The following is a 21,486-nucleotide window of genomic DNA, read 5'->3' as shown; positions in this document are numbered from 1 at the left end:
TGAGGGTCGCGCACCACCAGCCGCGGGAAGGTCCTGTCCTGTGCGTGCGGCTCCTGGTACCACCCCGATGATCCCGCCATCGGCACCCCGCTCGACCTCGACACCTACGACTACGTCGGCTCGGTGCTGTGGCAGGCCAACGCCGGGAAGCTGTGGCACCGGTTCGTCACCGCCCTGAAACGGGAAGTGATGAAGGCCGCCGGGCCGCCGGTTCGGGTGTTCACCGACCACGCCCGGCTGTCCTACGCCAAGGTCGGTGAGTACCGGCGGCGCGGCCTGGTCCACATCCACGCCGTCGTGCGCCTGGACGGCCCGAACGGTCCGCTCGCGCTCGATTGGACGCGGGTCGACGCGGACGGCCGGACGGTGAAGTTGGACGGAACCGTGATCCGGGAGGCCGGGACGGGCCTGTTCGTCCAGCCGCACACCAAGTCGTCGGCCGGGATGCGACCATCAAAGTCCCGACTTGGGCGGCCGAGGTGCTGGCCAAGCGGCAGGCTGCTGCCTCCGCCGAATGGGTGTTCCCCTCGGCTAGTGGTTCTCTGCGTGACCCGGACAACACCCGCAAGAGCCTCCGGCGGGTGCTCAGCGGAACGGACTGGGGAGGTCTTCACCCGCACGCGTTCCGGCACCTGGTCGCGACCAGGCTTGATGAGGCGGGGTTGTCAGCCCGGGAGATCGCGGACTACCTCGGCCACGCCCAGGTGAGCATGACCCCGGACGTTTACCTGAACCGCCGCACGGTGGGCCAGGCGGCGGCCGACGCCCTGGAAGGTCTCCGACCGGAGAAGTGAATCACCTGGGTTTGACGTGGGCCGATCTTGACCGGAGATCGGCCCCAACGTCCTCACCTGCACTGCTGCGCCCCCGGCAGGATTCGAACCTGCGACCTCGGGATTAGAAGTCCCTCGCTCTCTCCACTGAGCTACGGAGGCTGGAGGGGCTGTTGACCACGCGCTGTAGCAGCGTAGCCGCCCCACCGGACACATCGTCCGGAAGACTCGTCGCGTTTCGTCCGAGCACCAGAAGGGTGATCAGGAGGGCCGAAAAGTGAGGTGGATCACTTCGGTGGGGCCGTCGAGTCGCGCGAAATCAGGGAAACCGGCAGTCTTGTCGGCTCGCCGGGTCTGCCGCCGTCGAGCAGGCGCAGGGCCAGTTCGCCCGCGTGGCGGCCCTTCTCGGCCAGGGGTTGACGGACGGTAGTCAATGGTGGGTCTGCGTGTTCGGCGGCGGGCACGTCGTCGAAGCCGATCACCGACACGTCGGCCGGTACGCGGAGTCCCAGGTCGCGCACGGCCTGGAGCGCGCCGAACGCCAGCTCGTCCGAGGCGCACAGCAGCGCGGTCGGGCGTGGGGTTGCCGAGAGCAGTGCGCGGGCGCCTGCACGGCCCAGTTCGCGGCTGCTCCGCGCGCACTCCCACACCGGGGTGTCCGTCCCCGTCACGTCGAGGTAGCCGTGCAGCCGGTCCCGCGTCACGCGGAACGACGTCGAGGCCAGTCGTGCGGAGGTCACCGGCCCGTTGTGCCCGTCCGGGTGCAGCGCGAACGTCACCACGCCGAACCGCCGGTGCCCCAGCCCCCACAGCGACGACGCCGCCAGCCGCGCCCCGCCGAAGTCGTCCACCTCGACCCGGGCCGTGTCCGGCAGCACGGGCTGGTCGATCACCACCATCGGCAGCCCGCGCGCCCGCACGGCGGTCAGCGCGGGCGCGTCGTCGGGCAGCGAGTAGGCCACGACGACGTCGGCCTGCGCCCGCGTCACGGTCTCGGGTCGCGGCCCGCCCCGGTCGCGTCCCGGCATCAGCACCAGGCAGTGGTCGTGCCCGTCCACGGTCGACGCGAGCCCGTCCAGCACGATCGACAGCGCCGCGTCGGCGAACGAGGCCGACAACCCCTGCCCGAGCATGAACCCGACGGCCGCGCTGTGCCGGGTCGCGAGGCTGCGCGCCACCGGGTCCGGTCCGGCGTAGCCCATGGACGCCGCGGTCTCGAGGATGCGCTCGCGCAACGCGGCGGACAGCTGGTCCGGCCGGTTGTAGGCGTTCGACACCGTGGCGCGCGACACGCCGACCGCGCCGGCCACCGTGTCGAGCGTCGGCTTGCGAGGGCGGTCCACGTGATGAGCGTAACCAGGTAATCGGTTGGACGTTCTGAAGCGCTCTAGTTCACACTCGAAAGCATGCCCACGTCACGTCTCGCGGTCTTCGCGGTGTTCCTGTTCAACGGGGCGCTGTTTCTGTCCTGGGCCGCGCGCATGCCCGCGTTGGCGGCACAGGTGGGTGCGACCGAGGCCACGCTGGGCCTGGCGCTGTTCGGCGCCAGCGTCGGCCTGGCGTCGACGGCGCCGTTCGCCGCCCGGATCTGCGCGCGGGTGGGTGCGCGGAAGCTGATCGTGGTGGGGGCGGGCGTCACCGTGCTGGCGGTGCCGTCCCTCACGCTCGCCGACACGCCGTTCCAGCTGGGGCTGGTGCTGTTCGTGCTCGGCGCGTGCGGCGCGTCGCTGGACGTCGGCATGAACGTGGCGGCCGTGGCCGTGACCCGCAGCCTGGACCGACCGCTGATGCCGCAGTTCCACGCGGGGTTCAGCGTGGGTGGCCTGATCGGCTCGCTGGGTGCGGCGGCGGCCGCGGGCGTCGGCTGGGGGCTGACCCGGCACCTGGTCTTCGTCGCCGTGATCGGCGCGGTGGTGATCGCGTGGGTGATCAGGGCCGTGCCGGACACCACCGGCGAGACGGCCGACACCACCGGGGACGACCGGCCGGTCCTCAAGCGGCCGCTGCTGTGGCTGCTGGCCACGATCACGCTGTGCTCGGCGATCGCCGAGGGCGCGGCGTCGGACTGGTCGGCGCTGTTCTTCGTCAACGAACGCGGTGTGAGCGAGGCCGCGGCTGCTGCCGCGTACGCCGGGTTCTCCATCGCCATGGCGACCGCCCGCCTGCTCGGCGAGCCCGCGCAACGCCGGGTCGGCCCGTACTGGCTGCTCGCGTCCGGCGCGGTGGTGGCCGCGCTGGGCCTGGGGCTGGCCGTGCTGGTGCCGCTGCCCGCGTTCGGCTACATCGGGTTCGGCCTGGCGGGCCTGGGGTTGGCGTTCGCGTTCCCGGTGATCATGGACCTGGCCGGTGACGCGGGCAAGCGCGCCGACGGCACCGGCGGTGAGCGCGAGATCGGCCTGGTGACGACGGTCGCCTACACCGGGTTCCTGCTCGGCCCGCCCCTCGTCGGCGGCATCGCGCACGCCGGCAACTTGTCGATCTCGCTCGGGTTCGTGGCGTTCGTCATCGCGCTGATGGTGCCCGCCGTGCTGCTGGCGCGCCGGTCCCGCGCCCGTGAGCTCACGCGATCGGGAGCCGGTTCAACGCGGCCTTGAGCAGGGGCTGCATGGCGGCGAGCATCTGCTCGGGCACGCCGCCCGCCTGCGCCATCGCCACCAGGATGCTGCGGTTGGCGTTCACCGCGAGGGTCGCGGTGCACGCCATCTCGCCGCCGCTCAGCTCGCACAGCACCCACGTCGAGTGCCCGTCCACGACCACCTCGCGGCCCTTGGCCTGCCGCGTCCGCACCTGCTCGTACTTCTGGTAGAGCGCGGCGACCACGGTCCGGCCGGCCTGCGAGCCGTCGTCCAGCACGTACTGGCACGACTCCTGGATCACGTCGTCCTTGCGCGCGGGGTCCTTCTTGAACGGCCCGATGGCCTTCAAATCGGTCGCGGTGAGCAGCGAGCACGGCTCCACGCCGACCACCGTGCGCGCCTTGGCGATCTTGGGCTCGGCCGGCGGTTCGCCTGACGGTTCGGCCGACGTGGTCGCGGGTGTGACCCCGGCCTGGGGCAACGCGTCCCCGTTGACGGAGTAGCTGCACCCCGCCGACAGGAGCAAGGCGAAGGCCATCACGAGCGCCGAGCGAGAACTGGTCACGTCCGGCAACGGTAGTGGGTGTGATCTGCGCACGTCCGGCGGTTGGTGGCGGTGCGGTCGGGCCGCCTACGCTCGTCTCGTGCCCACTGACGCGCCCTCCCGCACCCGGCGGACCGGTCTCATCCCCCTGCTGATCGTCGGCACGGCGATAGCCGCCCTCGTGGCGGCGGGGCTGCTCGTGCTCACCGGCACCGACGCGTCCGGCTTGATCGTCGTGCGGGTGCTGACCGAGGCCGCCGCCGTGGTGACGATCGGGTCGCTGCTGCTGGCGGCGTTCCTGGTGCCGCCGCAGGAGACCGGCACGCTGGCGGCCGACGGGTACGCCGCCGTGCGGACCGCGGGCTGGGCGGCGCTGGTGTGGACGGCGGGCGCGGTGCTGTCGGTGCCGTTCACGGTGGCCGACGCGCTCGGCCAGCCGGTGACGGCGCTGCTGGAGCCGTCGGTGCTGGTGCAGGTGGCCGGGCTGGTGGAGCAGTCGAAGGCGTGGATGATCACGGCGGTGCTGGTGGCGCTGCTGGCCCTGGGCTGCCGGCTGGTGCTGTCGTGGGGCTGGACCGTGCCGCTGTTCTTCCTGTCGGTGTTCGCCCTGATCCCGGTGGCGGTGACGGGGCACTCGTCCGGTGGCGGCTCGCACGACGTGGCCACGAACAGCCTGCTGTTTCACCTGATCGGGGCGGCGTTGTGGGTCGGCGGCCTGATCGCGCTGCTGGCGCACGGCCGGCGTGGCGGCGAGCACCTGGGGTTGGCGACGGCGCGGTTCTCCAGGCTGGCGCTGGTGTGCTGGATCGTGATGGCGGCGTCCGGCGTGATCAACGCCTGGGTGCGGCTGCCGCTGAGCCAGCTCTTCGACAGCGAGTACGGGCTGTTGGTGCTCGGCAAGACGGTCGCGCTGGTCGTGCTGGGTGTCGTGGGGTACTTCCAGCGCGAGAAGAGCGTGAAGGAGGTCGTGGCCACCGGCTCCGGGCGGTCGCTGGTGCGGCTGGCGGGCGTCGAGGTGCTGCTGATGTTCCTCACGCTGGGGCTCGCCGCGGCGTTGAGCCGCACGCCGCCGCCGGTCGAGGGCCGCGTGCTGCCCAGCACGGTGGAGCTGCGCATCGGCTACGACCTGTTCGGCGCGCCGACGCTGTCGCGGCTGCTGTTCGACTGGCGGTTCGACCTGGTCTTCGGCACGGTCTTCATCGCGCTGGGCGTGCTGTACCTGCTGGGTGTGCGGCGGCTGCGCAAGCGCGGTGACGCGTGGCCGGTCGGCCGGACGATCGCGTGGGTCGCGGGCTGCCTGACCGTGGTGTTCGCCACGTCGTCCGGTGTGGGCCGGTACGCGCCCGCGATGTTCAGCATCCACATGGAAGCGCACATGCTGCTGTCCATGCTGGCGCCGATCCTGCTCGTGCTGGGCGGCCCGGTGACGCTGGCGATGCGCGCCCTGCCGCCGGCGGGCAAGGGCAACCCGCCGGGGCCGCGGGAGTGGCTGCTGGCGTTCGTGCACTCGCCGGTGGCGAAGGTGCTGACCAACCCGTTCGTCGCGCTGGCGCTGTTCGTGGGCTCGTTCTACGGCCTGTACTTCTCCGGCCTGTTCGACAGCGCGTTGAACTACCACTGGGCGCACCTGGCGATGAACGCCCACTTCATCCTGGTCGGCTACGTCTTCTACTGGCCGGTGATCGGCATCGACCCGGCGCCGAACCGGCTGCCGCCGCTGGGCCGGCTCGGGCTGCTGTTCGCCTCGATCCCGTTCCACGCGTTCTTCGGCATCGTGCTGATGAGCTCCCAGACCGTGATCGGTGACAACTTCTACCGGTCGCTGGGCCTGCCGTGGGTGACGTCGCAGCTGGAGGACCAGCGGCTCGGCGGCGGCATCGCGTGGGCGGCGGGCGAGCTGCCGCTGATCGTGGTGATGGTGGCGCTGCTGGTGCAGTGGGCCAGGTCGGACAGCCGCGACGCCCGCCGGGCGGACCGGCGGGCGGACGCGGACGGTGACGCGGACCTGGCCGCGTACAACGCGATGCTGCGCAAGATGTCCGGCAAGGACTAGAGCGGGCGCCGGAAGCCCTTGACCGCCGCGAACCACCCCGCCGCGGCCAGCACGGCACTCGTCGCCAGTGCCCCGACCACGCCCGTCACGGGCTGGGCGAGCGCCAACGACCGGGCCGCGTCCACGGCGAACGTCAACGGGTTGACGGTGGCGATCGCCTGGAGCCAGCCGGGCAGGCCGTTGATCGGCACGTACGCGCTGGAGGCGAACATCAGCGGGAACATGGCCAGGAAGCCGACGGTCTGCATCAGCTCGGCGTTGCGCAGCCACGCGGCGATGGCCAGGAAGATCCAGCCCAGGCCCCAGCCGACGGCCAGGGCGAGCGCGAGCGCCGCGGCGGTGCCCGTGATGCCGCCGGCGGGGGAGTAGCCGAAGACCACGACCGCGAACACGAGCATCAGCAGCAGTTGCGCGGCCGTGCGGACCAGGTCGGACAGGCTGCGCGCGACCAGCACCGAGCCGGACCTGATGGGCAGCGAGCGGAACCGGGCCAGCACGCCGTTCTTCATGTCGGTGACGAGGCCGACGCCCGCCTGCAACGCCGATTGCATGGCGGTGTTGACCAGGATCGCGGGCATCAGGAAGTCGATGTAGGCCACGCCCTGCGGGAAGCCCGGGGTGTTGGCGATGCTCGCGAAGATCTGGCTGAACAGGGTCAGCATGATCAGCGGCTGGAGGACGCTGAACACGATCATGCGCGGGTCGCTGACCAGGGTGCGCAGGGAGCGCTGGGCCAGCACCAGCACCTGGGTGCCGAAGTCGGTGCCGCGCCAGCGCGGTGCGGCGGTGAGGGTGGTCATCCGGGAACTCCTGTTCAGGCCGCGTGCTGCGCGAGGGTGAGGTAGACGTCGTCCAGGGTCGGCTCGCCCAGTGCCAGTTCGGTGGCCTCCAAGCCGACTTCGTCCAGCGCGCGGACCACCGTGGCGATCTCGCGGGACGACGTGACGGGCGCGGTCAGCGTGTTGTCGGCGGGCACGGGTTGCAGGCCCGCCCGCTCCAGGGCGCCGGTGGCCTTGGGGACGTCCGAGACGTCGGCCAGGGTCACGGTGACCGTGCGCTGGCCGACCTGGGCCTTCAGCTCGGCGCTGGTGCCCGCGGCCACGACCTTGCCCTGCGCGAGGACCGTGATCGAGTCGGCCAGGCGGTCGGCCTCGTCCAGGTACTGGGTGGTGAGCAGGACCGTGGTGCCGTCGGTGACCAGGTTCTCCACGATCTCCCACAGGCCGAGCCTGCCGGCCGGGTCCAGGCCCGTGGTCGGCTCGTCCAGGAAGATCACCTCCGGGTGCCCGACCAGGCTCGCGGCCAGGTCGAGGCGTCGGCGCATGCCGCCGGAGTAGGTGCGGGACGGCCGCTTCGCCGCGTCCGCCAGGCCGAACAGCTCCAGCAGCTCCGCGCCCCTGGCCCTGGCCTCGCGCGGTGACGCGCCGAGCAGGCGGGCGATCAGGATCAGGTTGTCCAGGCCGGAGAGCTGCTCGTCGACGGCGGCGAACTGGCCGGTCAGGCCGATGCGGCTGCGCACCTGGTGCGCCTGCGCGACCACGTCGAACCCGGCCACCTCGGCGTGGCCGGAGTCCGGCGGGAGCATGGTGGTGAGCACGTTGACCAGCGTCGTCTTGCCCGCGCCGTTGTGGCCGAGCAGGCCGAGCACGCTGCCCCTGGGCACGGCGATGCTCACCCCGTCCAGGGCCTTCTGCGGGCCGAACGCCTTGCCGACGTCGGTCGCCTCGATCATCAGGTCTTCCACTGGTTCCCCCTCAGTTCTGCGTCAGCACGCCGTGCAGGAACAGCTCCACGAGCTGGTCGGCGTCGGCGGTGGAGTCGCCGAAGCCCTCGCCGTGCATGCGGTTGGTGAACACGAGCCCGAGCAGCAGCCGTGCGGCCAGGGACGGGTCGACGCGCAGGTGGTCGTCCGGGCCGAACAGCGACGCGACGTGCTCGGTGATGCGCTGCATCTCGACCGGCGGTCCCTTGCGCCCCTTGTCGTGCCCGTCCTCACCGCCGTGCGGGTCGTAGCCGGAGTCGCGCAGGACGCTCATCAGGTTCCACATCCGGTCGAGGTAGCCGGAGACGGCGTCGATGGCCCCGGAGAGGCGTTCGGCGAGGGTGCCGGCCTGCCTCGCCCGGTCGATCAGCTCCAGCTCGGAGTCGACCGCGAGCACGCTCTGCACGCACGTGCGGATGAGTTCCTGCTTGTCCTTGAACGCCCGGAAGACCGTGCCCTCCGCGATGCCGGCCGCTTTGGCGATCTGGCTGGTCGTCACGTTGGCGCCGTGCGCGTAGAGGAGCGGGACGGTGGCCGTGACGATCGCCTCGCGGCGGTCTTCGGGGCTCATCGCGGGTGCGCGTCGGCGGCGGGTGGTCTCATCGGGCATGGGACCAGCTTATGAGTGAGTCCTCACTCATGTCAACGAGTGAGCGCTCACTCATTGCGATTATGCATGCTTCAAGCAGTTGTCCACAGATCCCCGATCTCCGCTGGGCAGCCGCCCCGACCACCGGCAACCTGATCCCAAGGGATCACCCACCAGGGAGGCGGACATGGCTTACAACGAGACCCGGGTCACCATCTGCGGCAACGTCGCCGGCCCGGTCACCCACACCAAGGTCGGCACCGGGTTCAGCCGGGCGAAGTTCCGGTTGTTCAGCGCGGAGCGGGTCTGGGACCAGGAGGACCGCAGCTGGTCCGACGGCGCGCGGATGTTCTTGACGGTGTCGTGTTGGCGGATGCTCGCGGACAACGCGCAGGCGTCGTTGGTCAAGGGCGACCCGGTCGTGGTCACCGGCCGGCTGACGATCAGGGAGGTGGAGTTCGAGGGCAAGCGACAGCCGGAGGTGGAGCTGGAGGCCACCGCGATCGGGCCCAACCTGGCGCTGTGCACGGCCATGCCGGTGCGGACCAGGCACGGGGCGGACGCCGTCGAGGCCAGGGCCGCACCCGAGATCGCCGCGCCCCGCGAACCGGAGCAACTGCCGCTGGTCGTCGTGGGGGAGGACGAGCAGTCGAAGGAGGTGGCCGAGGTGCCGTTCTGAGCCGAGGCGTCCGGGCGGCTCGGAGGTGCTGTGGCAGGTCGTCGAGGTCGAGGATGCGCGGTGGCGGGTTTCGGGTGGCGGGTGGCCGGGGAACTGGTGGCCGGGGGTCTGGTGGCCGGGCGGCCAGGAGCCGTTACCGCCGTTCGTCGCGGAAGGGGGAGGAGTCGAAGGGGACGACCGAGGTGCCGAGAACGACAGAACTCGGCCACCTACCGCAGCCGATCGAGCCCGCCGCACCTCCGCGCCGCACGGCAGGACCACCGCCGGCCTGCCGGAGATCCCGTCACCTGACCGGTTCGAAGCAGTACCTCGACCAGCGCGGACCATCAGCGCCGACGACCTGCGGGCCTGTCGGAGGTCGGTGGGCTGACCCGCTCGAAACCGGAACCGCGCCTTGACCAGCACCGAGGGGCACCTCCCTCGTGCGGCCGACCGACGACCGCCGACCGCACCGTGGGCCGGTCGGCCTGTTGGAATCCGGGACTGAACGGCTCGAAGCCACACCTCCACCGCCCGCTCCGGCTACTTCCCCCTCTCCGCGACCGCCGGGCCGCAACGGTCGGGGAGGCACCGGACACGTCGGCCGCAGCCGGGTTGGCCGGGTGACGAAAGACCCTTGGTGAGCCGATCGGATGGTCGGCGATCCGGATCAACCGCCGCTGGCCCGTCTGGGCGAGGGGCAGCGCCCGAAGGAGGTGGCCGAAGTGCCGTTCTGAGCCGATCGAGCGACAGGGGCTTCCGTCAGGCCGATCGGAGCGGAGAATGCGCGGGCAGTTGTCGCCGTTGCGAGCGTGGAGGAGGGAGGTCGTCGGGCCGGCGCCAGGGCCGGATCCGCACGCGGGCACCGGGGGTTGACAGCGCACCGAGTTCGCGCATCCGGTCGGAGTCGCTGGTCGCAGGGTCGCGCCAGGCTGGACCGGCGGTCGTGTTACGTCTGTGGGTGACCCACGTTCGCGTTAACTCTGCGTTGTGACCCGTCCGTAGCCGGCGTCCGAGGTTCGGGCCCGATCGGCACCGCTCTACGATCGCGGGCATGGCCGAGTACGTCTACACCATGAAGAAGGTGCGCAAGGCGCACGGGGACAAAGTCATCCTGGATGACGTCACCATCATGTTCCTCCCCGGTGCGAAGATCGGCGTTGTCGGTCCGAACGGCGCCGGCAAGTCGAGCGTGCTGAAGATCATGGCCGGCCTGGACACACCGGGCAACGGCGAGGCTTTCCTCTCGCCCGGCTACACAGTGGGCATCCTCCAGCAGGAACCGCCGCTCAACGAGGAGAAGACCGTCCTGGGCAACGTCCAGGAGGGCCTCGGCGAGATCAAGGTGAAGCTGGACCGCTTCAACGAGATCGCCGAGAAGATGGCCGTCGACTACTCCGACGAGCTGATGGAGGAGATGGGGCAGCTCCAGGAGGAGCTGGACCACGCGAACGCGTGGGACCTCGACTCCCAGCTGGAGCAGGCGATGGACGCCCTGCGCTGCCCGCCGCCCGACGCCGACGTCAAGACGCTGTCCGGTGGCGAGCGCCGCCGGGTCGCGCTGTGCAAGCTGCTGCTGAGCAAGCCGGACCTGCTGCTGCTCGACGAGCCCACCAACCACCTGGACGCGGAGAGCGTGCTGTGGCTGGAGCAGCACCTGGCGCAGTACGCGGGCGCCGTCCTGGCCGTCACCCACGACCGGTACTTCCTGGACAACCTCGCCGAGTGGATCCTGGAGCTCGACCGCGGCCGGGCCCACCCGTACGAGGGCAACTACTCGACCTACCTGGAGAAGAAGGCCGAGCGGCTGGCCGTCCAGGGCAAGAAGGACCAGAAGCTGCAGAAGCGGCTCAAGGACGAGCTGGACTGGGTCCGGTCGGGTGCGAAGGCCCGCCAGGCCAAGTCCAAGGCCCGTCTCGGCCGCTACGAGGAGATGGCCGCCGAGGCGGAGAAGACCCGCAAGCTCGACTTCGAGGAGATCCAGATCCCGCCGGGCCCGCGTCTGGGCAACGTCGTGGTCGAGGTGGAGAACCTGAAGAAGGGCTTCGGCGAGCGGGTGCTGATCGACGGCCTGTCGTTCAGCCTGCCGCGCAACGGCATCGTCGGCGTCATCGGTCCGAACGGCGTGGGCAAGACGACGCTGTTCAAGACCATCGTGGGCCTGGAGCAGCCGGACGCGGGCACGGTCCGCATCGGTGAGACGGTCAAGCTGTCCTACGTCGACCAGAACCGCGCGGGCATCGACCCGAAGAAGAACGTGTGGGAGGTCGTCTCCGACGGCCTGGACTACATCCACGTCGGCAACGTCGAGATGCCGTCGCGGGCGTACGTCAGCGCGTTCGGCTTCAAGGGCCCGGACCAGCAGAAGCCGGCGGGCGTGCTCTCCGGCGGTGAGCGCAACCGGCTCAACCTGGCGCTGACGCTCAAGCAGGGTGGCAACCTGATCCTGCTGGACGAGCCGACGAACGACCTGGACGTCGAGACCCTCGGCTCGCTGGAGAACGCGCTCGAGCAGTTCCCCGGCTGCGCCGTGGTCATCTCGCACGACCGGTGGTTCCTCGACCGCGTCGCCACGCACATCCTGGCGTGGGAGGGCACGGACGAGAACCCGTCGCAGTGGTACTGGTTCGAGGGCAACTTCGAGGGCTACGAGAAGAACAAGGTCGAGCGCCTCGGCGCGGAGGCGGCCAGGCCGCACCGCGTGACCTACCGCAAGCTCACACGGGACTGAGAGCCGGGTACCTACATCGTGGCGGCGAGGGGCGAGGCGCAGGCGGACGTCGAGGTGAGCACGCTGGTCGTGCCCGCCTGGCGGCTGCGTTGGCGGGCACCGGAGCTTGCTCTGGTGCTGGGTGAGCGTGCGGTCGCGCTCGCCTCCACCCGCCGTGACGAGGTCGACCGCCTGCGCGCGGAGGCCCTGGTGGTCTTCGCGAGCAACCGCATGGGCCGGGGCGTCCGGATCGCCGACCGGGCGCTGGACGCCCTGAAGGCGGCCGAGGCGGCTTCGGAGCGGGAGACGGCCTGGCGGCTGCGGGTCGAGTTGGCCGACAGCGCCAGGTCGGTCGGCGCGCCGCTGACGGGTTTCGCGGCCGTCCGGCCGGTCCTGGAAGCCGACGACGTCCCACCGGGGCTGCGGGCGACCGCGCTCGTCCAGGCCAGCGAGTGCCTGGTCTCGGTGGGCCGGGGCGCGGCGCTGGCCCAGGCGTTGGACGAGGCGGACCACCTCTACCAGGCGGATCCGCTGCTGGACCACGACACGACCCTGCTGCACCGGGGTCTGCTCCGGGCCTCGGCGGCGGGTCAGCACCGCCGGTGGGGCGACCTGCCGGCGGCGGTCGCCGCGGCCCGCGACGGCCTGGCCGTGCTGGACCGCCTGAAGGAGCCCGCGTCCGACAACGGTCAGGTCCGGGGCAGGCTCACGGTCGAGCTGGTCTGCGCCCTGATGGACCTCAACAAGCCGGGCGAGGCTTCCGAGATCGGCACCCCGCTGCTGGAGCGGCCGGTCCGCGCGCCGTCCGCCGCCACCGCCGGCTGGCTGAGGTTGGCCCTGGCCACCAGGGTCCACCTGCCCGCGGGTCGGGTCGACCAGGCCCGCGACCTGCTCCGCGACGCCGCCGACAGCGCCGAACGGCACCAGCTGGACACGCTCCTGGCGGAGAGCCTCCTCGCGCTGGCGCACGTCCACGAGGTGGCGGGCGACCTGGCCGAGGCCCTGGCCAACCTCCGGTCCGCGCACGCGGCCGAACGCCGCCGGGCCAGGGCCGTCTACGCGGTCCGGGCGAGGCTGGCCGCCGAGTTCGCGGGCATCCACCGCCGCCCCGCCGGCGGTCTGCACGACGAACTGGCCGCCCTGCTGCGCACCGGCACGCCCGCGCCCGCCCCGGCCACCGACCCCAACGTGGCCCCGGAGGTCAAGCAACAACTCCGCCAGTGGCGTCCGGTCCAGATGCACCGCAACGAGGGCGTTCGGGTCAAGCGCTCGCGCCGTGCGGCGGAGGACATGACGGTGGACGGCATCTCCGCCGCGAGGGCCCACGCCGCGGACCGCTGGCGCCTGGTCCAACCGTTCGGCGAGACGGAAGGCGACCCCCAACCGGGTGGCCGCCGCCGCGCCCCGGACCAGGAACCCCGCCCCACGCAGGGCCGCCCGGAACACGCGAGAAGCGGCCAGGCCCGCCCCACCACCGGCGCTCACACGAGCCCGCCGAGTGCGACGCAGCCGCCACCCATTAGCGCCGTCGCCGCATCGGCCGGCACTCGGGCGGCCGGTGGCTCGGACGACGCCACGACTTCGGCCGGCAGCCACGCGGCCGGTCCCGTTCCGGCCGAGGCCGTGTCGAGCGGCGGATCGGACGGGGGCGGGGCCAAGACCGACGTCGGTGGTGCACCGGTCGGGAGCCATGCGGCTGGGGGCACGGGCGACACCAAGGCTGTGGGCGGTGCTCACGCAGGTGGTGCCGGCCCGGCCGGGGCTGCATCGAGTGGGTCCGGGATCGCGGCCGACTCCGGTGGTGCGTCGGTTGCGGGTGGCGGCGTCGGGCCCGTGCGAGCTGGTGCGCAGGTAGGCGCTGCTGGTTCGGCCGAGGTCGTCGGTGGTGGGTCGGACGAGGTTGTGTCGAGTGCCGCGGCGGCGGGTGTGGGGCTTGGTGATGTGGTGTCGGGTGTGCCGCGCCAGGATGCGTCCGTGACGAGCGGCACCGGGGCGGGCGGTGGGGCGGAGGCCCCGGCCGCGTCGGCTGGTTCCGCGGGTGCGGTGGCCGGTGGTGGGCGGCAGGTGCCCGAGGTGGACGCCGGCAGCCAGGTGAGTGGTGGGTCCGGTGCGGCGGAGGCCCCCAGCGCCCCCGGTGAGGGTGGTGAGCGGAGTGTGCCCGCGGCCGGGTTGATCGCCGCGGCCGGTGCGGTGCGCAGCGGGCGGCGGCGGGCGGCTCGGGAGGCCGCCGAGGACGACGGGGACTCCGAGTCCAGTGTCCTGAACACGTTGAAGGCAGCCGGTTTGCTCGACCCCCAGCGTGCCGGCGGGCGGCGGCGGGCCCGTGATGCCGAAGACGAGGCGAACGCGCCGGAGCCGCCCACGCCGCCGGCGGAACCCGAGACGGTGCAGTGGCGGGTCGAGCCACCCGCTCGACTGCGCGGCGAGAACCCGCCGCCACCGGTCGACATGTTCGACTCGCCGACCATGGTGCAGCCCGCGATCAGGGACGACGTGCCGCCGGTCGGGCTCGGCGCGGCCTTCGTGAAGGGCCCGCTCATCCCGACCGCCCGCGTGCCCGACCCGCCCGACTACCCGCCGCCGCCCGTGCCCGACTTCGGCATCCCGGACCGGTCCGAGCCCAAGGCGGATCTGGCCGGGATCGAGTCCGAGGCCGGCCGGGCCGAGATCGAGCCCGAGGCGGGCCGGGCTGTGCCCGAGTTCGAGCCGGATCGGGCCGGGATCGAGCCGGGCCGGGTCGCGTCTGAGCCGAGCCGCGCCGCGACCGAGCCCAGGGCGGACCAGCCCGTGACCGAGCTCAAGGCGGATCGGACCGCGCCCGGGATCGAGCCGGACCGGGCCGGGACCGAGTCTGAGGCGGGTTTGGCCAAGGTCGAGGCGGAGCCGGCGGGCGCGGAGGAGCCACGGGTGACGGCGGAGGGCGAAGCACGTCCCGTCTTCCCCACCACGGACGTCGACTCGATGCCCGAGGAACCGGCGAAGCCGCTGCCCGAACCGGACCAGGTGCCGGGCGTCCCCGAACCCGACCAGGTCCCGCCCGTGCCGGTGCCCGAGCCCGTGCCGGTCGACCCGTCGCCCGAACCCGCGCCGCCGCCGGCGCAGTTCGGCCCGACCGGGTTCCTCAGCGCCGCGGACGTCGAGCACGACGACGTGCCCGCGACGGCCACGGCGGAACCGGTGCCGGAGCCGTCGACGCAGGCGCCCGGGCCGGAGACGCCGGGCGGAGAGGTGCCGAAGGAGCCCTTCGTCACCGCGGTCGTGGTCGGGGGCAAGACGATCGACCTGCCGGCGATCGTCGAACCGCCGCCGCCGTCCTCCGAGTCGCCCAGCGCGACCCGCGCCTCACGCCGCCACAAGAGCGACCTGAGCCTGGCCGAACTCCTGGCGGAAGCCCTCGTGGCTTACGAGGACGCCCGGCGCGAGGACGAGGCCGCCGGTCGCGTCGAAGTGGACGAGGACACGGTCCCGATCTCACCTGTCGGGACGCCGCCGCCCGTTTCGGACACCGAGACCACAGCCCCGATCCAGCGCGTCGACCCGCCGCGCCGGTTCGACACGTGGACACTTCCCGAAGCGTGAAATGATTTGAGGTTCTAATAAGGTTCCCCGCCGGTAACAAAGCGGGAAATAGCCCAGGTCACAAGTGAATTCCGGACTTTCCGGCAAGTTGTTCGATTCAGTGCGAGGGTTGCGGCGAACGGGTTCGCGCCCGTCTGGTTAAGTGGTGCGCGGACCCGGTACACAGAGGTGCCGGATAGCGTGGAGTCGCCTGAACATGACCTCGACTGGAGCCCCGTCCCGATCCGAGCACGCCGCCCGCGACGTCGGCGCGGCTCGCCCGGCCAGTCCCGAGCAGGCCCGTGACGAATTGATCGAACGTGCCGCCGCCAACGCCCCCGAACTCGCCGAGCTGATCCGCCTGTACTACCGCCACGTCCCCGCCGAGGAAGTCAACGACGACGACCCGGTGGACCTGGTGGGCGCGGTGCGCTCGAACTACCAGCTCGCCGGGACACGGGTGCCCGGTCGCCCGGTGGTGCGGATCATCAACCCCAACCGCGCCCACGACGGCTGGACGTGCCCGGCCACGGTGGTGCAGGTGGTCACCGACGACATGCCGTACCTGGTCGACTCGGTGGCCTCCGAGCTGACCCGCGGCGGCGTGCAGGTGCAACGGGTGGTGCACCCGATCGTCGTGGTGCGCCGGGACCTGGTGACGGGTGCGCTCCAGGAGGTCCTGCCGGCCGCGGACCCGGCCGACCCGCCGGGTGACGCGCTGGCCGAGTCGTGGATGTACATCGAGGTCGACCTGCTCACCGACCCGGACCGGGCCCGTGAGCTGGAAACCAAGCTGCACGCGGTGCTCAACGACGTCCGCGAGGTCGTCGAGGACACCGACAAGATGACCGGCACGGCCCTGCAACTGGCCCAGCTGCTGGAGTCCGACCCGCCGCCGCTGCCGGACCACGAGGTCCGCGACGGCGCGAACCTGCTGCGCTGGCTCGCCGACGACCACTTCACGTTCCTCGGCTACCGCCAGTACGAGCTGGTCCACGACGACCCGGCGACCGGCGGCGACCCCGCGCTGCGGGCGGTGCTGGCCAGCGGCCTGGGCGTGCTCAGACAGGACAGCCTGGCGGCGCGGAGCCTGACCGCGGGCCCGGACGCGGGCGCGCAGGCACTGTCACCCGAACTGCTGGTCCTGACGCAGGCCAGCGCCCAGTCGAGCGTGCACCGGTCGGTGTACCCGTACTACGTGGGCGTGAAGACGTTCGACGCCGACGGCAACGTGACCGGCGAGCACCGGTTCCTCGGCGTCTTCTCCACCACCGCGCTGCACGAGGACGTGCTGGACATCCCGGCCATCGAACGCCGGGTGCGCGACGTCATCCACCGCGCCGGTTTCCCGCTGCACTCGTACTCGGGTCAGCGGATGCTGGAGGTGATCCAGAACTACCCGCGCACCGAGCTGTTCTCGGTCGACACGGACACGCTCTACCAGACCGTGACGGGCGTGATCGCGCTGGCCGAACGCCGCCGGCTGCGGCTGTTCCTGCGCCGCGACCCGTACGGCCGCTTCTACTCGTGCCTGGTCTACCTGCCGCGCGACCGCTACACCACGACGTCGCGGCTGGCCATGCAGGAAGTGCTGATCGACCAGCTCGGCGGCGTGAACCTGGAGTACAGCGCGCGCGTCGGCGAGTCCGCGCTGGCCCGCGTCCACTTCACCGTGCACACCGACCCGACCCGCCAGGTCGAGCCGGACACCGGGTACATCCAGCAGTTGCTGGCGGAGGCGGTGCGCTCCTGGGACGACCGCATGGTCGAGGCGGTGCTGGACGACCGGGGCGCCGGTCTGGGCGCGGAATCGTCGTCCGAGCAGGGCCAGCGGATCGCCGCGGCGTTCCCCGAGGCGTACAAGGAGGACTTCACCGCGGCCGAGGGCCTGGCGGACTTCCGGCGCATCGAGGCGCTCCGGCCCGGCGACCTGGACCTGGTGTTCTACGTGCCGCGCGACGCCGAGCCGGGTGAGCGGCGGTTCAAGCTGTTCCTGGTCGGCGCGCGGTTGACGCTGTCGGACGTGCTGCCGATGTTGCAGCGCATGGGCGTGGTCGTGGTGGACGAGCGCCCGTACGAGCTGTCCCGCGACGACGGCGCGGAGTGCTGGATCTACGACTTCGGCCTGCGCGTCGACCAGGTGACGCTGGACAAGCTGTCCGCCGAGGACATGGAGGCCGTGCGCACCCGGTTCCAGGACGCGTTCGCCGCCGCGTGGCGCGGTGAGGCCGAGGTGGACGGCTTCAACACGCTCGTGCTCAAGGCAGGCGTCACGTGGCAGCAGGCCGCGATGCTGCGCGCCTACGCCAAGTACCTGCGCCAGGCGGGCACGCCGTACAGCCAGGACTACATCGAGGACGCCGTCCTGGGCCACACCGAGGTCGCCACGGCTCTGGTGCGGCTGTTCGAGGCGCGGTTCGACCCGGCGCTGTCGGACGACCAGCGCGTCGACCGCACCGAGCACCTGGTCACCGAGATCACCTCGATGATCGACGACGTGACCAGCCTGGACGCGGACCGCATCCTGCGCAGCCTGCTCACGCTGGTGCAGGCCACGCTGCGCACGAACTACTTCGTCCGCGACGCCGAGGGCAACCCGCGCCCGTACCTGGCGGTCAAGCTGAACCCGCGCGCGATCCCGGACCTGCCGCAGCCGCGGCCGCGGTTCGAGATCTTCGTGTACTCGCCGCGGCTGGAGGGCGTGCACCTGCGCTTCGGCCCGGTGGCGCGCGGCGGGTTGCGCTGGTCCGACCGGCGCGAGGACTTCCGCACCGAGATCCTGGGCCTGGTCAAGGCGCAGGCGGTGAAGAACGCGGTGATCGTGCCGGTCGGCGCGAAGGGCGGCTTCGTGCTCAAGCGCCCGCCCGTCCCGACCGGTGACGCGGGCTACGACCGCGAGCAGCTGATGGCCGAGGGCATCGCCTGCTACCGGCAGTTCATCTCCGGCCTGCTGGACCTGACCGACAACCTGAACTCGGGCACGGTGCTGCCCGCGCCGCAGGTCGTCCGGCACGACGGTGACGACACGTACCTGGTGGTCGCGGCGGACAAGGGCACGGCGTCGTTCTCCGACATCGCCAACGAGGTGTCGAAGTCCTACGGCTTCTGGCTGGGTGACGCGTTCGCGTCCGGCGGGTCCGTGGGCTACGACCACAAGGCCATGGGCATCACGGCCAAGGGCGCGTGGGAGAGCGTGAAGCGGCACTTCCGAGAGCTGGGCGTGGACACGCAGTCGGAGGAGTTCACCGTCGTCGGCGTCGGTGACATGTCCGGTGACGTGTTCGGCAACGGCATGCTGCTGTCCGAGCACATCCGGCTGGTGGCCGCGTTCGACCACCGGCACGTCTTCATCGACCCGAACCCGACCGCGGCGACGAGCTTCGCCGAGCGCAAGCGGCTGTTCGAGCTGCCCCGCTCGTCGTGGGACGACTACGACCGCTCGCTGATCAGCGAGGGTGGCGGCGTGTGGCCGCGCACGGCCAAGTCGATCCCGATCAGCGCGCAGGTCCGCGAGGCCCTGGGCCTGTCCGACGGCGTGGTGAAGCTGTCGCCGCCGGAGCTGATGAAGGCGATCCTGCTCGCGCCGGTCGACCTGCTCTGGAACGGCGGCATCGGCACGTACGTGAAGGCGGGCGCGGAGTCGCACGCCGAGGTCGGTGACAAGGCCAACGACGCGATCCGCGTCAACGGCGCCGACCTGCGCGTCAAGGTCGTCGGCGAGGGCGGCAACCTGGGCCTGACCCAGCGCGGCCGGATCGAGTTCGCGCGCACCGGCGGCAAGGTCAACACCGACGCGCTGGACAACTCGGCCGGTGTGGACTGCTCCGACCACGAGGTCAACATCAAGATCCTGCTGGACGAGCTGGTGCGGGACGGCAAGCTCGACCAGGAGCAGCGCAACGAGCTGCTGGGCCAGATGACCGACGAGGTCGGCGAGCTGGTGCTGGCCGACAACTACTCGCAGAACGCCGTGCTCGGCGTGTCCCGGGCCCACGCCGCGCCGATGCTGTCGGTGCACGCGCGCCTGGTCGCCGACCTGGAGCAGCGCGGCGTGCTCGACCGCACCCTGGAGGCGCTGCCCGGCCCGGCCGAGTTCAAGGCGCTGGAGAAGGCGGGCGACGGCCTGACCTCGCCGGAGCTGGCCACGCTGCTCGCGCACGTGAAGCTGGCGCTGAAGGAGGAGGTGCTGGCCAGCGACCTGCCGACGATCGACGTGCTGGCCCGCAAGCTGCCCGACTACTTCCCGAGCGAGCTGCGGGAGCGGTTCGCCGACGCCATCGGCAGCCACCCGCTGTCCCGCGAGATCATCACCACGGTTCTGGTCAACGAGGTCGTGGACGGCGGCGGCGTGTCGTACGCGTTCCGGCTGGCCGAGGAGACCAGTGCGTCGGCCACGGACGCGGTGCGCGCGTACACCGTGGTGACGGGCATCTACGACCTGCCGTCGATCTGGCGGCAGATCCGGGAGCTGGACACCGTCGTGCCGACCGAGGTGCAGGACGCCATGGTGCTGGAGACGCGCCGCCTGCTGGACCGCGCGTCGCGCTGGCTGCTGACCAACCGGCCGCAGCCGCTGGCGGTGGGCTCCACGATCAGCCGGTTCGCGCCGGTGGTCGCCGAGCTGGCGCCGCGCACGATCGAGCTGCTCCAGGGGCACGAGCGGGAGTCCGTGCTGGAGCACGTCGAACAGCTGGTGGGCCACGGCGTGCCGGAGGAGTTGGCGCGCCGGATCGCCGGGCTGCTGTTCACCTACGGCCTGCTGGACGTGACCGAGGTGGCCGAGCTCGCCGAGCGCGAGGAGGGCGAGGGCGCGACCGGGCAGGAGCGGACGCACGCGGAGACCGCGGAGCTGTACTTCGCGCTGTCGGAGCACCTGGACGTGGACCGGATGCTCAGCTCGGTGTCGAGTCTGGAACGCCTGAACCGCTGGCACTCGCTGGCGCGCCTGGCGCTGCGGGACGACTTCTACTCGTCGCTGCGGGCGATCACGATCGACGTGCTGCGGTCGGCGGATCCGGGTGACACCGCGGAGGAGAAGATCGCCACGTGGGAGCAGGCGAACTCGTCGCGCCTGAGCCGCGCCCGCGCCGCGCTGGCCGAGATCAACCGGGTCAGCAAGCTGGACCTGGCCACCCTCTCCGTGGCCGCCCGCCAGGTCCGCAGCATGATCCGCTGACGTCCGCCGCCGGGGCGTCGCACGTCGCGGCGCCCTAGCGGCGGTCGGGTTCGTCGATCACCTGCTCGGCGAGGAGCCGGGCGGACACCGCCGGGTTCGTGCCGCGCCGGGTCGCCCCGGCCGCGAGCGTGCCGTCGATCAGCAGTTGCAGCTGGTCCGCGGCGCGCTCGGGGTGCGGGTGGCGCAGGTCGCGCAGCTCCCGTTCGAGGAGCCGGCGCACGTCCTCGCGGTAGCCGCGGGTGATGGCGTGCCCGGGGTGGTCGGGGTCGGCCAGCGCGAGGTCGGCGGCGAGGTAGCGGCAGCCGCGGAAGTCCGGCCGGCCGATGATCTCGCCGAGCCGGTCGAAGATCGCCAGCAGGCGGTCGCGCGGGTCGTCGCCCGCGTCCCGCATGGTCTGCCGGTACGCGCCCTCGTCCTCGACGGCGCTGAGCCGCAGCACCTCCGCGATCAGCCCGTCCTTGCCGCCGAAGTGCTCGTACAGCGAGCGCCGGGCGACGTTGGCGGCCTTCAGCAACGCGTCCACGCCGACGCCCACGCCCTGGCGGTAGGTCAGGTCCTTGGCCGCTTCCAGCAGGCGTTCCCGCGGTCCGGGGGCGGTGGTGCGCGTGGTCATGGCCGCCAGCGTGCCACCCCTTGACCGGTAGATCAACCGTTCTATATGGTCGATGTAGACCGACTGTTCTATCTATGGGAGCGCGCATGCACCGCACGACCCAAGAGGTCATCGACCGCTTCAACCACGCCTTCCTCCACCACGACGCCGAGGCGCTCACCGACCTCGTCGGCGAGGACTGCGTGATGGAGGCCATCCAGCCCGCACCGGAAGGCGCCCGGTCCGAGGGGCGGGAGGCGTGCCTGGACTTCTGGCGGGCCCTCGCCGAGGACCGCAGCCGTCAGTTCACGCCCGAGGACGTGGCCGTCGACGGTGAGCGCGCGACGATCCGCTGGCGGTACCGCTTCGGCGACGGCCCCCACGACTGGGTGCGCGGGGTCAACCTGATGCGCGTGCGCGACGGCCTCATCGTCGAAGCGCTCGGCTACAGCAAGACCGCCGGCGCGGCACCGCTCGTCGTGGGCGGTTGAGCCG

14 protein-coding genes, 1 tRNA gene and 1 pseudogene are annotated in these 21,486 nt (G+C 71.9%); 9 read left to right on the top strand and 7 right to left on the bottom strand.

Features of this window, described 5'->3' with window-relative positions; all coding sequences use genetic code 11:
• Positions 1-33 precede the first annotated feature (33 nt).
• Together ACIQMJ_RS25625 and ACIQMJ_RS25620 are read left to right on the top strand one after the other, a co-directional pair.
• Positions 34-354: pseudogene (locus ACIQMJ_RS25625) on the top strand (replication initiator); the annotation flags it as partial.
• A gap of 125 nt (positions 355-479) precedes the next feature.
• Positions 480-794 carry a tyrosine-type recombinase/integrase gene (locus tag ACIQMJ_RS25620; RefSeq protein ID WP_499763513.1) on the top strand — a complete coding sequence of 105 codons (315 nt, stop codon included), beginning with the start codon at positions 480-482 and terminating at the stop codon, positions 792-794.
• Between the two features lie 68 nt (positions 795-862).
• On the opposite strand, the gene ACIQMJ_RS25615 is transcribed toward ACIQMJ_RS25620, so the two are convergent.
• A tRNA-Arg gene (locus ACIQMJ_RS25615) sits at positions 863-935 on the bottom strand.
• 125 nt (positions 936-1,060) lie between these two features.
• Complete coding sequence (locus ACIQMJ_RS25610; RefSeq protein ID WP_499763512.1) at positions 1,061-2,116, bottom strand: LacI family DNA-binding transcriptional regulator; 1,056 nt, start codon at positions 2,114-2,116, stop codon at positions 1,061-1,063.
• Between the two features lie 63 nt (positions 2,117-2,179).
• Here ACIQMJ_RS25610 and ACIQMJ_RS25605 point away from each other — a divergent pair, with 63 nt between their 5' ends.
• On the top strand, positions 2,180-3,367 hold the full coding sequence (locus tag ACIQMJ_RS25605; protein ID WP_499763511.1) for an MFS transporter: 1,188 nt from the start codon (positions 2,180-2,182) through the stop codon (positions 3,365-3,367).
• Here ACIQMJ_RS25605 and ACIQMJ_RS25600 read toward each other — a convergent pair.
• Positions 3,333-3,914 (bottom strand): DUF3558 family protein, encoded by a 582-nt coding sequence (locus ACIQMJ_RS25600; RefSeq protein ID WP_499763510.1) that lies wholly within the window; start codon positions 3,912-3,914, stop codon positions 3,333-3,335. The two genes, ACIQMJ_RS25605 and ACIQMJ_RS25600, sit on opposite strands and share 35 nt — an antisense overlap.
• Positions 3,915-3,993: 79 nt before the next feature.
• On the opposite strand from ACIQMJ_RS25600, the gene ACIQMJ_RS25595 reads away from it, so the two are divergent.
• The gene (locus ACIQMJ_RS25595; protein ID WP_499763509.1) at positions 3,994-5,946 is read left to right on the top strand and encodes a bifunctional copper resistance protein CopD/cytochrome c oxidase assembly protein; all 1,953 of its coding nucleotides are present in this window, start codon (positions 3,994-3,996) and stop codon (positions 5,944-5,946) included.
• Here ACIQMJ_RS25595 and ACIQMJ_RS25590 read toward each other — a convergent pair.
• Genes ACIQMJ_RS25590 through ACIQMJ_RS25580 form a run of 3 tightly spaced genes read right to left on the bottom strand, consistent with a single transcriptional unit; the run spans position 5,943 to position 8,318 of the window.
• Positions 5,943-6,746, bottom strand: coding sequence for an ABC transporter permease (locus ACIQMJ_RS25590; RefSeq protein WP_499763508.1), 804 nt, complete (start codon positions 6,744-6,746; stop codon positions 5,943-5,945). The two genes, ACIQMJ_RS25595 and ACIQMJ_RS25590, sit on opposite strands and share 4 nt — an antisense overlap.
• A gap of 14 nt (positions 6,747-6,760) precedes the next feature.
• On the bottom strand, positions 6,761-7,690 hold the full coding sequence (locus ACIQMJ_RS25585; protein WP_499763507.1) for an ATP-binding cassette domain-containing protein: 930 nt from the start codon (positions 7,688-7,690) through the stop codon (positions 6,761-6,763).
• A gap of 10 nt (positions 7,691-7,700) precedes the next feature.
• Positions 7,701-8,318: a TetR/AcrR family transcriptional regulator gene (locus ACIQMJ_RS25580; protein WP_499763506.1), complete on the bottom strand. Its 618-nt coding sequence runs from the start codon at positions 8,316-8,318 to the stop codon at positions 7,701-7,703.
• Positions 8,319-8,484: 166 nt separating this feature from the next.
• Here ACIQMJ_RS25580 and ACIQMJ_RS25575 point away from each other — a divergent pair, with 166 nt between their 5' ends.
• The 4 genes from ACIQMJ_RS25575 to ACIQMJ_RS25560 all read left to right on the top strand — a co-directional run bounded on the left by ACIQMJ_RS25575 (position 8,485) and on the right by ACIQMJ_RS25560 (position 20,399).
• Positions 8,485-8,976, top strand: coding sequence for a single-stranded DNA-binding protein (locus ACIQMJ_RS25575; protein WP_499763505.1), 492 nt, complete (start codon positions 8,485-8,487; stop codon positions 8,974-8,976).
• Between the two features lie 1,033 nt (positions 8,977-10,009).
• Positions 10,010-11,686: an energy-dependent translational throttle protein EttA gene (gene ettA, locus ACIQMJ_RS25570; protein WP_499763504.1), complete on the top strand. Its 1,677-nt coding sequence runs from the start codon at positions 10,010-10,012 to the stop codon at positions 11,684-11,686.
• An 18-nt stretch (positions 11,687-11,704) separates the two neighbouring features.
• The gene (locus tag ACIQMJ_RS25565; RefSeq protein WP_499763503.1) at positions 11,705-15,244 is read left to right on the top strand and encodes a hypothetical protein; all 3,540 of its coding nucleotides are present in this window, start codon (positions 11,705-11,707) and stop codon (positions 15,242-15,244) included.
• A gap of 196 nt (positions 15,245-15,440) precedes the next feature.
• The gene (locus ACIQMJ_RS25560; RefSeq protein ID WP_499763502.1) at positions 15,441-20,399 is read left to right on the top strand and encodes an NAD-glutamate dehydrogenase; all 4,959 of its coding nucleotides are present in this window, start codon (positions 15,441-15,443) and stop codon (positions 20,397-20,399) included.
• 34 nt (positions 20,400-20,433) lie between these two features.
• On the opposite strand, the gene ACIQMJ_RS25555 is transcribed toward ACIQMJ_RS25560, so the two are convergent.
• Entirely contained in the window at positions 20,434-21,012 is a 579-nt protein-coding gene (locus ACIQMJ_RS25555) for a TetR/AcrR family transcriptional regulator (RefSeq protein WP_499763501.1), read from the bottom strand.
• Between the two features lie 86 nt (positions 21,013-21,098).
• Here ACIQMJ_RS25555 and ACIQMJ_RS25550 point away from each other — a divergent pair, with 86 nt between their 5' ends.
• Entirely contained in the window at positions 21,099-21,482 is a 384-nt protein-coding gene (locus ACIQMJ_RS25550; RefSeq protein WP_499763500.1) for a nuclear transport factor 2 family protein, read from the top strand.
• Positions 21,483-21,486: the final 4 nt, after the last annotated feature.

Origin of the sequence: Actinosynnema sp. NPDC091369 (assembly GCF_044757065.1) — a bacterium.
Taxonomy (GTDB): domain Bacteria; phylum Actinomycetota; class Actinomycetes; order Mycobacteriales; family Pseudonocardiaceae; genus Actinosynnema.
The sequence above is the reverse complement of the archived record's forward strand: the minus strand, read 5'-3'. Positions and strand labels throughout refer to the sequence as shown.

Excerpts from the sequence above, each read along its gene's own strand:
- ACIQMJ_RS25605 (WP_499763511.1), top strand. The coding sequence starts at position 2,180 with ATGCCCACGTCACGTCTCGCGGTCTTCGCGGTGTTCCTGTTCAACGGG.
- ACIQMJ_RS25590 (WP_499763508.1), bottom strand. The coding sequence starts at position 6,746 with ATGACCACCCTCACCGCCGCACCGCGCTGGCGCGGCACCGACTTCGGC.
- ACIQMJ_RS25580 (WP_499763506.1), bottom strand. The coding sequence starts at position 8,318 with ATGCCCGATGAGACCACCCGCCGCCGACGCGCACCCGCGATGAGCCCC.
- ACIQMJ_RS25575 (WP_499763505.1), top strand. The coding sequence starts at position 8,485 with ATGGCTTACAACGAGACCCGGGTCACCATCTGCGGCAACGTCGCCGGC.
- ettA (WP_499763504.1), top strand. The coding sequence starts at position 10,010 with ATGGCCGAGTACGTCTACACCATGAAGAAGGTGCGCAAGGCGCACGGG.
- ACIQMJ_RS25560 (WP_499763502.1), top strand. The coding sequence starts at position 15,441 with ATGACCTCGACTGGAGCCCCGTCCCGATCCGAGCACGCCGCCCGCGAC.
- ACIQMJ_RS25555 (WP_499763501.1), bottom strand. The coding sequence starts at position 21,012 with ATGACCACGCGCACCACCGCCCCCGGACCGCGGGAACGCCTGCTGGAA.
- ACIQMJ_RS25550 (WP_499763500.1), top strand. The coding sequence starts at position 21,099 with ATGCACCGCACGACCCAAGAGGTCATCGACCGCTTCAACCACGCCTTC.